This window comes from Gammaproteobacteria bacterium (assembly GCA_013697705.1).
Classification (GTDB): Bacteria; Pseudomonadota; Gammaproteobacteria; order UBA6002; family UBA6002; genus UBA6002.
Genome location: JACCWJ010000021.1, coordinates 123,073 through 135,258, shown reverse-complemented (window position 1 = coordinate 135,258; position 12,186 = coordinate 123,073). Strand labels below are relative to the sequence as shown.

9 protein-coding genes are annotated in these 12,186 nt (G+C 40.6%); 5 read left to right on the top strand and 4 right to left on the bottom strand.

Annotated features, from left to right (window positions below; genetic code table 11):
• Positions 1–205: 205 nt before the first annotated feature.
• From H0U71_04235 to H0U71_04225, 3 genes are all read left to right on the top strand, one after another.
• Complete coding sequence (locus H0U71_04235) at positions 206–547, top strand: histidine triad nucleotide-binding protein (GenBank protein ID MBA2654260.1); 342 nt, start codon at positions 206–208, stop codon at positions 545–547.
• Positions 548–625: 78 nt separating this feature from the next.
• Positions 626–1,240 carry a GTP cyclohydrolase I FolE gene (gene folE / locus H0U71_04230; GenBank protein MBA2654259.1) on the top strand — a complete coding sequence of 205 codons (615 nt, stop codon included), beginning with the start codon at positions 626–628 and terminating at the stop codon, positions 1,238–1,240.
• Between the two features lie 35 nt (positions 1,241–1,275).
• On the top strand, positions 1,276–2,991 hold the full coding sequence (locus H0U71_04225; protein MBA2654258.1) for an NAD-dependent malic enzyme: 1,716 nt from the start codon (positions 1,276–1,278) through the stop codon (positions 2,989–2,991).
• A 1-nt stretch (position 2,992) separates the two neighbouring features.
• Here H0U71_04225 and ppsA read toward each other — a convergent pair whose 3' ends face one another.
• Together ppsA and H0U71_04215 are read right to left on the bottom strand one after the other, a co-directional pair.
• A complete protein-coding gene (gene ppsA / locus H0U71_04220) occupies positions 2,993–5,356 on the bottom strand; it encodes a phosphoenolpyruvate synthase (GenBank protein MBA2654257.1) in 2,364 nt (787 codons plus the stop codon).
• Between the two features lie 86 nt (positions 5,357–5,442).
• On the bottom strand, positions 5,443–8,046 hold the full coding sequence (locus H0U71_04215; GenBank protein MBA2654256.1) for a hypothetical protein: 2,604 nt from the start codon (positions 8,044–8,046) through the stop codon (positions 5,443–5,445).
• 317 nt (positions 8,047–8,363) lie between these two features.
• Here H0U71_04215 and H0U71_04210 point away from each other — a divergent pair, with 317 nt between their 5' ends.
• Together H0U71_04210 and H0U71_04205 are read left to right on the top strand one after the other, a co-directional pair.
• Positions 8,364–9,329: a hypothetical protein gene (locus H0U71_04210; GenBank protein ID MBA2654255.1), complete on the top strand. Its 966-nt coding sequence runs from the start codon at positions 8,364–8,366 to the stop codon at positions 9,327–9,329.
• Between the two features lie 65 nt (positions 9,330–9,394).
• Entirely contained in the window at positions 9,395–9,694 is a 300-nt protein-coding gene (locus H0U71_04205; protein ID MBA2654254.1) for a hypothetical protein, read from the top strand.
• On the opposite strand, the gene pnp is transcribed toward H0U71_04205, so the two are convergent.
• On the bottom strand, positions 9,691–11,793 hold the full coding sequence (pnp, locus tag H0U71_04200) for a polyribonucleotide nucleotidyltransferase (protein MBA2654253.1): 2,103 nt from the start codon (positions 11,791–11,793) through the stop codon (positions 9,691–9,693). The two genes, H0U71_04205 and pnp, sit on opposite strands and share 4 nt — an antisense overlap.
• Positions 11,794–11,850: 57 nt before the next feature.
• A complete protein-coding gene (gene rpsO / locus H0U71_04195) occupies positions 11,851–12,120 on the bottom strand; it encodes a 30S ribosomal protein S15 (protein ID MBA2654252.1) in 270 nt (89 codons plus the stop codon).
• Between the last annotated feature and the right edge of the window lie 66 nt (positions 12,121–12,186).

The window sequence follows — 12,186 nt, the reverse complement described above, 5'->3', positions numbered from 1 at the left end:
TAACTCATCTTAGCTAAAATTTATTAACATAGCCTTAAAGCAGCTGGTATTCTATGGTTATCCTGGTACTGGACAAAATTAGCTCCATTCGCTGCCGTCTACGAACAAGTTATGAGACGACCTAGTCACGATTTGTCGGGTAGAGAATTGAGACATCTCTTTGATCTAAATAGTGAAAACCTCTTTAAACATCTAGGAGTTTAGTATGGATTGCCTGTTTTGCAAAATCGTTAGTCGCAAGATTGATAGTAATGTTATTTTTGAGAATGAGGAGATTTTAGCCTTTGATGATATAAGGCCCCAATCCCCATGTCACAAACTCATCATTCCAAAGCAACATATTTCCACCCTAAACGACCTCAATGAAGAAAACGCCAATTTAGTAGGATCAATGATTATCGTTGCGAAACAGTTAGCTGAGAAATATGAAGTAGCTACTGACGGGTATCGTTTAGTATTTAATTGCAATCAGAAAGGCGGACAAGAAGTGTACCATATTCATCTCCATCTATTAGGGGGCAGACAAATGTTCTGGCCACCGGGGTAACGCGGCATTTCTCTGTTGTTACAGAGCAACTCTCGTGATAAATTAGCCAATCTTTAAACATACTTACTAAAAAACATTATGCTTGATAATCTACCCTTAAATAAGTCTGCAGAAGAGATCGATACCCCCTCTATTCCTGTATATAAAGATCCACTTGAGAAAAGTTTTGAAGATATTCTAGAGAATCTAGGTGAAGACACGCGTAGAGACGGCTTAGCGAACACCCCCAGGCGTGCCGCAACTGCGCTACGTTTTTTAACTCGTGGTTATAATCAGTCTCTCGAAGAAATTGTTAACGGTGCCATTTTTGAATCTGACATGGACGAAATGGTGCTCGTAAAAGATATCGAATTGTATTCCCTTTGCGAACATCATCTCCTGCCTTTCATTGGCAAATGTCATGTGGCCTATGTGCCAAATGGAAAAATTATAGGTCTTTCGAAAGTTGCAAGAATCATTGATTACTATGCGAGACGACTGCAAGTACAAGAAAAATTAACCAAACAAATCGCAGAGTGCATGATGGATGTAACCCAAGCGAAAGGGGTAGGCATCATTATTGAAGCGCAACATTTATGCATGATGATGCGGGGAGTTGAAAAACAAAACTCCATAATGAAAACTTCAATGATGCTAGGTTTATTCAAAAAAGATAGCTATATACGCTCCGAATTTCTCACCTTAGCCAAGTAGCTCTAACAATCCAATGACTAGCACAAGGAGGATTTATGCTAAGTTATAGGCCAATCTTCGATGAATATGGGGAACTTCAATTTATAGAAACGCCTCTCACTGGTCACGATTTACTTTATGCACCAAAACTTAATAAAGAATTTGCATTTTCTTCGGAGGAAAGGCACAAATTTAATTTACTTGGCAAGCTGCCTTATAATGTTGAAAACATAGAAGAACAAGCAGACCGTATTTATAAACAGTATTCAGAAGCGGGATCCAACCTCAATAAAAATATTTTCCTAAATGATCTACACGATAAAAATGAAACGTTGTTTTATTTTGTGGTTCAGAATCATCTAAAAGAAATGTTGCCAATTATCTACACTCCAACCATGAGTGAAGTGGTAGAAAAGTTAAGTCTGCAATTTAGACGCACCCGAGGTTTATACCTCTCTTTTCCCGAGCGAGAGGCTATCTCAAACATTCTCGATAATCGCCTAAACCCCGAGATTGATCTTATCATTATGACCGATGGCGAACGCATTCTGGGCATAGGAGATCAAGGTGCTTGTGGAATGATGATTCCTATTGCAAAACTCATGGTTTACTCCGTATGCGGAGGTGTAAATCCTTATCGCATGTTGCCTATTCAAATTGATGTGGGCACTAATAATCAACGATTACTCAATGATCCACTTTATTATGGATGGCGTCATCCACGCATCTGCGGCAAAGAGTACGATGATTTTATCCAGCTTATTGTGACCACTATTCAAAAAAAATTTCCGACTGCTTTGCTTCATTGGGAAGACTTTGGACGCGAAAATGCCCGACGTAACTTAGAAATGTACCGTGAGCAATTGTGCACTTTTAATGACGACATGCAAGGTACAGGTGCGGTAACACTGGCAGCGATTTTAGCAGCAATTAAAATTGCAAGATCCCACCTAAATGATCAGCGCATTGTCATCTTTGGTGCCGGAACAGCGGGTGTTGGCATCGCTGACCAATTATATGATGCAATGATAAGAGAGGGCCTGGAGCCTCAAAAAGCTAACACCAAGTTTTGGCTGGTAGATAAACAAGGTCTGCTCACCGCGGATATACCCGACCTCCTCCCTTTTCAAAAAAAATACGCGCGTGACAAACAGGAAACGACGGGATGGCAACCTAATACAAAAGGCAAACTGGGTCTTTATGAAACAGTTAAATACGTAAAGCCGACTATATTGATTGGCGCTTCGACTCAAGCGGGTGCATTTACCCAAGAAATTGTCGAACTTATGGCGGGAATGACCGATAGGCCTATTATTTTTCCACTATCTAATCCGACCGAAAAAGCAGAAGCAATTCCTATAAATCTCTTAAACTGGACCCATGGCAAAGCATTGATTGCGACCGGCAGTCCTTTTGAAGATGTGCATTATCACGGCAAAACCTTCCCTGTTGCTCAATGTAATAATTCTTATATTTTTCCAGGAATTGGGTTGGGAGTGACCGTTACCAAGGCCAGGCGACTCACTGATGATATGATCTGGATGGCGGCAAAGACATTGAGCGAGTGCTCCCCTGCTATTACCACGGGAGAAGGGAGTATATTGCCGGATTTGAATGATATCCGAAATATTAGCCAACATATCGCACTCGCTGTGGCGGAACAAGCGCGAAAAGAAGGCTTAGCACAAATTTCAGATGAGATTGATCTTAAAAAACTAATTGAAAAAAGCGCGTGGCAGCCAAAATACGTTCCCTATCGTAAAATCGATTAGGTTATTGCTTCTTACCTGCCAAGTACATCCAAGTGCTCACTACACTATCGGGACTCAGGGAAATACTTGTAATACCTTCATCCATTAACCATCGGGCAAAATCAGGATGATCAGAGGGGCCTTGACCACAAATTCCCACATATTTTTTTGCTTGGTGACAGGTTTGAATCACATTATGCAAAAGTGATTTGACTGCGGCATTCCTTTCCTCGAAGAGAGAAGCCACTAAGGAAGAATCACGATCAAGACCTAAAGTTAGCTGGGTTAAATCGTTTGATCCAATTGAAAAGCCATCAAAATGTTCCAGGAAATCTTGCGCCAATATTGCATTGGAGGGAACTTCACACATCATATAGACTTCCAAACCGTCTTTGCCTCTTTTTAATCCAAATTCATCCAACAAGCAGTTAACATTTTTGGCCTCATCAACTGTTCTGACAAACGGAATCATTACCTTGGTATTAGTGAGGCCCATATTTTCACGAACCCGTTTAATGGCAATGCATTCTAATCGAAAACACTCTCTAAATTGTGCAGACAGATACCTCGATGCACCGCGGTATCCTAGCATCGGATTTTCTTCCTTGGGTTCGTACAATGAACCCCCTAACAAATTCGCATATTCGTTAGATTTAAAATCAGAGAACCGGACAATTACGGGTTTCGGGTAAAATGCCGCAGCGATCGTGCCAATACCCTCCCGTAGTTTTTCAATATAAAATTCTATGGGCGATTCATAAGCACCTGTCTTGACCTCAATTGTTTTTTTAAGAGAAAGAGGCAACAAATTTAATTCCAGTAACGCGCGAGGATGAATACCAATCATGTTGTTAATAATGAACTCTAAACGAGCCAAACCCACGCCTTCATTGGGAATAGCTTGATAGCTAAAAGCCTTTTCAGGATTACCCAAATTCATACAAATTTTAATAGGCAAGGGAGGCATACTATCAACTTCAATCTGTTCTACTTCATGCGCAAGCAGTCCAGCATAGACATAACCCGTCTCGCCTTCAGCGCAGGAAACGGTTAAAGGTTGGCCCACTCCTATTTTTTCGGAAGCATCACCACAGCCTACTACGGCAGGAATGCCCAGCTCACGGGCAATAATGGCGGCGTGACAAGTTCGCCCGCCACGGTTAGTGACAATTGCGCCAGCACGCTTCATTACCGGTTCCCAGTCTGGGTCAGTCATGTCGGTCACCAAAACTTCACCGGTTTGCATAATCTGCATGTCTCTAGGATCCATTATGACACGCGCCTTACCTTGACCAATTTTATCGCCGATACTTCTGCCCTGCGCAATTACTTCACCGCGATGAATTAGCCGGTAACGCTCGATAACATTTTGTTTATGTAAACTTTTTACAGTTTCAGGCCGCGCTTGAACAATATATAACTTGCCATCCATGCCATCCAAGGCCCATTCAATATCCATATGCCGTTGGTAATGATTTTCAATTTGTATGGCTTGATGAGCTAATTCCTGGATAGAGACATCCGACAGACAAAAACGGGCTTGTTCTGATTCATTTACCTCAACCGTTGCTAATGTTTTGGTAAAATCACGCTCTTCTCGATAAATCTTTTTAGTGGTTTTACTCCCTAGATTCTTTCTAATGATGGCATGCTTAGCCTGCAGTAGAGTAGGTTTGTGCACGAAAAACTCATCAGGATTGACAGCGCCTTGGACTATGTTTTCCCCTAATCCATACGAAGCGGTAATAAAAACAACATGCTCAAATCCAGATTCTGTATCCAGAGTAAAAACAACGCCACTGGTGCCCACATCACTGCGCACCATTTTTTGCACCCCTACTGAAATAGCCACTTTAGAGTGGTCAAAACCATGGTGGGTTCGATATGCAATCGCTCTACCGGTAAATAATGAGGCATATACTTGTTTAATAGCCTCTAGAACATTCTCGCCTCCACGCACATTCAAATAAGAATCTTGCTGACCGGCAAAGGAGGATCCTGGCAAATCTTCAGCCGTTGCCGAAGAGCGCACCGCAACGCTGATGTCTTCTTGACTACCCAGAACATCATACCCCTCAAGAATATCCGCAATTAAGGGCGCCGGAAATGGCGTATTTAGAATTAATTCGCGGATTTCTAAAGAAACTTTAGCAAGGGATGCAATATCATTGGTATTAAGATTTTCCAGCAAGGAATAAATTTTGCTGTCTAAACCTTTTTGAGAAAGAAAATTTTTATAAGCAGAAGTGGTAACCGCAAAACCATCAGGCACATTAATGCCTATCTTAGTGAGATGTCGGATCATCTCCCCCAGCGACGCATTCTTCCCGCCTACCTTGGGGGCATCAGAAAGTCCCACTTGAGTAAATTGCAATATATTTTCCATTTGCGCGCTACCTTCCTTATACTTCAGTGAGTACTAATCATTATAGTGTAGCGGTTTTTCTAGCTATCTCCAGTTTCCTCAAGCGATCATGGCTGTGGGGGGCTAGTCGGCTTCCCTAGCTCTGATTCGAACTCGGGGTAGTTAGCAAGCAGCTTCGTAAAGACGTTGAGTTCATCAATATTAGTGACTTGATTAAATGTTTCAGTGAGTATTTTCAATGTCGTTAACTTTTCCTCTAAATTACTTTCATTGTTTTCATTGAGTGATGATCTTCGATCAAAAAGTAATCCGGCGATATATAATTTTCTATTTATATACGACACATGCTGCAAAGGCTCAGGTCTAATATTGCCTGAATGTTTAAAGAAGTGAGTCCTACTTTTAGACATGTAATTATTGTTATTATTTTCATTCGGTAATAATTCATTATCCTTTAAAATCTCAATAACTTTTGTCGTGTTTAAGAATTTAATCCATGCCTCATTATTATTTAACAAGGGACACTTTTGGACCATATGACACAACACCAAGGAATTTAATATTAGCCAATCTTCATAGGGTTTAGGATCAACTGTCTCTTGTAAGAAGGTGGTTAATAACATGGAATGCTGATCGTTATCAAAATGTCCTACTGTCGCATGTAAGGCTGTAATTCGCTGTGCATCCGTTAAATGACCTCTGAGGGCTTCATTACTAAGTAGGGCTGGATAAATTCGATCGCAGCAAATTGCTTGCGCGTGTAATTTTGCCGCGATAAATTTTAAGTTATCTGCAGTATAAGTGTCTTTAAGATTAGCCTGACTATATGTTTTTAGGAATAGATCTAAGTAATTGCTCGGCATGAAATTATTGCTAATTAACGGATCGATGAGGGGTGTAACAAACGGAGTATAATCAGCGGGATGGGTATCGTGATACAAAGAAAAATACTTGGCTGCTTTGAGACTAGCTAAAAATTTTTCACGATCGTTGCTTAGCGATTTTATAGTTGATTGTAAAGTTTCAGCCAATACTAAACACGCCCGAGCATAGTAAGGACTTGTCTTGTCCATAGTACATTTTTCTAATAACTCTAAGGACTGATCCCTCACAAAGTCAAGCGGACTTCGAAGGGTTTTCTCAAGAAGGGTTAGTAGATCAACTGCATGCTCAACCTTTTTCTCATAAATCATTTCAGCTAGACAATATTGTGCATAATCTGTATTAGATTGGATGAGATGTGCCGCTGCAATAGCATAATTAGCTGGATTTTCACGACCTTTATGTCTGTAAACCACGCCCAACCAACAACGAGCCTTAGAATCACCCCCCTCTGCAAGCGTAGTTAACTCTTGTAAAGCTTCATTAACACCCAACGCGCCAGCAAATAATTCATATAATCCAACATTACCTAGGCTCTTGTTTATCTGATACAACAGATAGTGTGCAACAGCACTGCCATCTTTTTCTATAAGCACTGTACAAAGTTCAGTGGCGCGCTCTAAATATTCCTTTGCTAAATTTTGGCTATTGTTAGCATTTGATAATGCAAAATAAATCTTAGCGAGTGTCAGTTTACCATCGGAGATAAGATCATTTCCTAAACGACGCTCTAAATAGACAAGAGAACTTTGCTGATGGGTCATAATTAATTTTATTCCCTCTCCATAAAAAGTAGGATCTGAACTGGTCACCAACAAATAACTTAATAAATGGACAGACACTTGCTGATACTTATCATCTTGTTTAAGGTTGTATAATTGTTTTGCCCTGATGATTGCATTAATTCCTTGCGGATGCTTTTGAGTTAGATAATAGTGAGCGATGAAAACTTCTACATCGAAATTATCTATAAAATGGGACTTAGCGAATGCGATAATTTGGTGCGCGAGCACATTAGGTGTTTCTAATAATCTGTGCAGTGTTTTAATTGCGTGAGAGTTTGCTTGTTGAGCTAAGCCATGTTGCGCTATCGCAGAATGAGCAATAGCAGCAAAGGTATGAAGTTTCAAACATTCAAATTGATAATTAGCGTGGGATAAATCTAACTCCATAATATCAGTTAGTTGACTATATAATTTGATAAACGCCTCTGGCGATTCTTTCGCGAGTGTTTCTATATCAAAATTGGTAGGCATCCCCAGCTCAATTCCTGCTAAGCGCATGTAACAGCTTTTTTTGAGTGGAGCATTATGTTCAATGCCAGATAGCATAAAACACATTAAAGCGTTTTTACACGATTCGATCGTGTCATCGTCCATTTCTTTTTGATAAATATAATTACCGAACAGTCCTAAAATTGCATGGTAGCCTTCTAAAACATTTACAGGTAATGCTGCAAAATTGATCTTTAGTTCTACGAAAAAATTGAGTAAATAATTAATTATTTTAGTTTTCTTCTCTAAGTACTTTTCAGCAGACAGGATTGGCACGCCGGGGGGAATAATTGAATCGTCGCTTGTAGGTGACTTTTGCGGCGTGAGGAGTTTAATGTCCTCTTGCAACAGCAGTTTTATTCCTTCCACAAAGGAATCGGGGAAATTACTAAAATATTTTTTCAATGATTTTTTATTGCTTACCGCATCTGCACTTTCTTCAGTAAGACTGTCATCCATCAGCATTGTGAGCGCATTGAATACTTTTTCTTCTGAAGAAGCATTTACCTTGGAAATTAAGGAAACATTAGGATGTTCAGTTTTTGAAGTAGTCATACCCACCTATCCAGATTCATTTGTAGTAGCGCTATTCTATGTGCATTGCCTTAAAGAAATCTTATTTCATTAGAAAGCTGCATTATTTTATTTGTACCATGGCAACCGCATCAAACACTTCGTTTCCTCCAGACTACAACACTCAAAGTAGCCTGGATGTAGCGTAGCGAAATCCAGGGAAATTCAAGCCTCAAATGTTGTCAGGGGGGGGTGATGGGGTTGCCCTATATTTGTATTGCAAAGTGCTCCCACATAAGAGTTTCTTAATGTCAATGGCTTATAATTAGTCATCATCATCTAGATTAGCAGGTAACAACATGCGCTTTTCATTTTTCCCATACCCCGATCCCTTTTCTGAATTCCAGTCAATCAGAACTGCTTACCAAAAAAATTCGGCACAATCACTCACAGATGCTGAGAAGCAATTCTTTATAGATATGGGTATTGCACCTAAGTTGCTGCAACAAGTGAATGATAAATATATGAGAGAAACAAAAATCACATTGTTGGGTTTACATTATCAAGCTCAAGACGGGAAGGCCCTAGGTTACGCCCTAAAAGACTTCAAGAAGGGGGATGCGGCTTCACTTCTTTGTAGCAAGCAGGTACAGGCTCTTAAAGTTTTTTATCAGCATCATTCTCAGACAGTTGGACCAGCACTAAAACCTACATTTGCTCAAGCATTTCCTTTGTTATCTAGGATCAATAACATTTTTGTTGAGGCTACCGCTCCATCCCAAATACTCATGGATGTTCAGCAGAAGTCCACCAAATTAACGCAGAAAAAGGAAAAACTGATACATTTAAAAGCGGCACAACAAACTGCTCTTGACACCATTGCATTAGTAGACCCTCGTAAATCTTCCGTTAATTACTTGCTTAAGAAATTAAACAAGCAAGTTAAAAGTTTGAATAAGAGAATAGGGGATTCTGCTTCCTTAGAAGCTCAACAACTGAATAAAGAGAAACGAACGCTCGAAACGACAATAAAAGTAATTGAGGGCAGACTAGATAGGGGAAGAGTTCGCGAAAAAAGTTCCGTCCCCAAACTTAATAATCAATTGCAAAGAAAAGTCACCCATCTTACTAAGCGTGTTAATGCAGTTGACTTACAGTTACAAAATGGAGGGGCTGTTTTTATCAATGAATCGGTGCATACTACCTTCGAGAAAAACAGGGCAGTGTCATTATTGGAGTCAAATTTGAATGACCTAGGTGCAGAAGCTTGTAATTATATCAGCACGCAGGGTAAGGTTCATTCTATTGCGTTTACTGCCCAATAGTCTAATTCATCTTTATTCGTTATCATTCAGTAACGATAACTTTTTATGCTAACGAAGGATGTTGAATGAAAGATATAGCGACCGATGCAGCTCAGCTATTAAGTACTGTCAAAACGCACTCACTATACTTAAGTACGACATTAAGAGGCATTCTTACTCGACTGGCACAAAATGGCTTAGAGGGCTTAAAGAGCACAGAGCTCGCTACCCTTCTCAATAACAATAATCAATACACTACTGATTTTGTAAATACATATACTACTGAAATAAGTAGTGCCCTGAGTGCAAAGATGGCGGCGGAGATACCTACTCTTGAGATCGACTCAGAAAATCCCCGCCACTTTAAGCACTGCCAATTAGTTTAAGCACTTGCCTCTTGTGATTGTTGCTCCACTTCTTTCATGCTCAATCTGATACGTCCTTGACGATCTATTTCGAGCACTTTTACTCTTACTTGTTGGCCTTCGTGTAGTTTGTCTTGAACATTTTCTACTCGCTCCTGACAAATTTGGGAAATGTGCACTAAACCTGATTTTCCTGGGAGAAAGTCAACAAAGGCGCCAAAATCCATTATTTTTACAACCTTACCTTCATAGATTTGGCCAATTTCAACATCTGCAGCGATCATTTCAATTCGACGACGCGCCTCATCACCCGCTTCCCTTTCTACCGCAGCAACCTTTACCGTGCCATCGTCAGAAATATCAATAACAGCCCCTGTGGTTTCTGTTATTTCACGGATAGTTACACCGCCTTTACCAATAACATCTCTAATCTTGTCAGGGTTAATTTTGAAGCTAACAATACGAGGAGCAAAATCAGAAATTTCTTCGCGTGGTTGGGTTATTGCATTCTTCATAATACCCAAAATGTGTAGCCGTCCGTCTTTCGCTTGATTGAGGGCAACGTCCATAATATCTTTGGTTATACCATCAATTTTGATATCCATCTGTAAGGCGGTAATACCTTTATCCGTACCTGCTACTTTAAAATCCATATCACCGAGATGATCTTCATCTCCTAGAATATCGGTTAAAACAGCATAACGATCACCTTCCTTGATTAATCCCATTGCAACACCTGCAACAGCCGACTTAATCGGTACCCCAGCATCCATCAACGCTAAACTGGTACCACAAACCGTCGCCATTGAACTGGAACCATTTGATTCAGTAATTTCTGATACAGCACGAATAACATACGGGAAATCAGTTGCTGAGGGCATCACAGGAATTAATGCACGTTTAGCTAAATTGCCATGGCCTATTTCGCGTCTTTTAGGAGAACCATATTGTCCTACTTCACCCACACAATAAGGAGGGAAGTTATAGTGCAATAAGAAGGCATCTCGCCGCTCAGCGCCGACATCATCAATAACTTGCGCATCTCTCTCGGTGCCCAAGGTAGCGACTACAATGGCCTGAGTTTCACCGCGGGTAAATAAGGCTGATCCGTGAGTTCTAGGTAAAAAACCTATTTCGGATTGAATAGGACGCACGGTTTTAGTGTCTCTGCCATCAATACGGGCATTACCAGAAATAATTTGTTCACGAACAAATTTCTTTTCCAGTTCTGACACAATTTTCATCACTTCTGCTTCACACCCTACATACTCTTCTTTTGAGCAAACTTTTTCTTTAACTGCTTGAGCCATTTCTTTAAGTTTATTGCGACGTTCTTGTTTTTCTTGGATTTTGTAAGCATTAATTAGGGGGTCTTTACAGAGATCGATAATTGCCTGGGTAAGCGCTTCATTTGCAGGGGCGGGCTGCCAGTCCCAACGAGCCTGACCTGTTTCTGCCACCAGCTCATCAATCGCTTTGAGCGCGACCTGCATTTGCTCATGACCAAACATCACTGCGCCTAACATCACTTCTTCGGACAATTCTTTTGCTTGTGACTCAACCATTAATACGGCATTTTTTGTACCCGCGACAACCAAATCTAAATCAGACTCTCCCAACTGGGTGGTGCTTGGGTTTAATAAATAATCGCCATTAGCATAACCCACTCGCGCAGCCGCTATAGGGCCATTAAAAGGGATACCAGAGATGGCTAAGGCGGCTGCGGCACCAATGATAGCAGGAACATCAGGTTCGACCTCGCTATCAATGGAAAGGACAGTCGCGATTACTTGAACTTCATGTTTAAAACTATCAGGAAATAAGGGGCGCAGTGGTCTATCGATTAAACGCGAGACAAGAATTTCTTTCTCAGAGGGGCGGCCTTCACGTTTAAAAAAACCTCCTGGTATTTTACCTGCAGCGTAAGTTCTAACTGCATAGTTAACAGTTAGAGGAAAAAAATCGCGTGGTTCACTCGATGCCACGCCGACGACTGTCACCAGAACGACGGTATCGCCCATGCGCACCATTACCGCACCCGACGCCTGCCGAGCAATAGCTCCTGTTTCCAGGGTCACCATATGATTTCCATATTGAAATTGTTTTTTGAAACTTACCACTGATACCACCTTATTTTTCAATTTTGGCTTTAAGCCTAGACTAGATAAAGAACGTAATTATGCTCGCAATCCTAAACGTGAAATGAGGTTACGATAACGCTCAAGGTCTATCTTCTTTAGATATTTTAAAAGAGAACGTCGTAAATTAACCATGCGCAGTAGACCACGTCGTGAATGAAAATCGTGATTGTGCGCCTTGAAATGGCCCGTTAACTTAGCGATTCTTGCTGTTAACAAGGCTACCTGCACTTCAGGGGATCCAGTGTCATCATCTGACAAACGATACTCTTCGATTACTGTTGCTTTTTCTTTTGCATTTAATGACATACACATCTCCAAATTAATTAATGAATTGAACCCATCCGCTGTCATTTACAGATTGGGAAAAACCAA

Coding starts and splice junctions, on each gene's coding strand:
- H0U71_04235 (MBA2654260.1), top strand. CDS start 206: ATGGATTGCCTGTTTTGCAAAATCGTTAGTCGCAAGATTGATAGTAAT.
- folE (MBA2654259.1), top strand. CDS start 626: ATGCTTGATAATCTACCCTTAAATAAGTCTGCAGAAGAGATCGATACC.
- H0U71_04225 (MBA2654258.1), top strand. CDS start 1,276: ATGCTAAGTTATAGGCCAATCTTCGATGAATATGGGGAACTTCAATTT.
- ppsA (MBA2654257.1), bottom strand. CDS start 5,356: ATGGAAAATATATTGCAATTTACTCAAGTGGGACTTTCTGATGCCCCC.
- H0U71_04215 (MBA2654256.1), bottom strand. CDS start 8,046: ATGACTACTTCAAAAACTGAACATCCTAATGTTTCCTTAATTTCCAAG.
- H0U71_04210 (MBA2654255.1), top strand. CDS start 8,364: ATGCGCTTTTCATTTTTCCCATACCCCGATCCCTTTTCTGAATTCCAG.
- H0U71_04205 (MBA2654254.1), top strand. CDS start 9,395: ATGAAAGATATAGCGACCGATGCAGCTCAGCTATTAAGTACTGTCAAA.
- rpsO (MBA2654252.1), bottom strand. CDS start 12,120: ATGTCATTAAATGCAAAAGAAAAAGCAACAGTAATCGAAGAGTATCGT.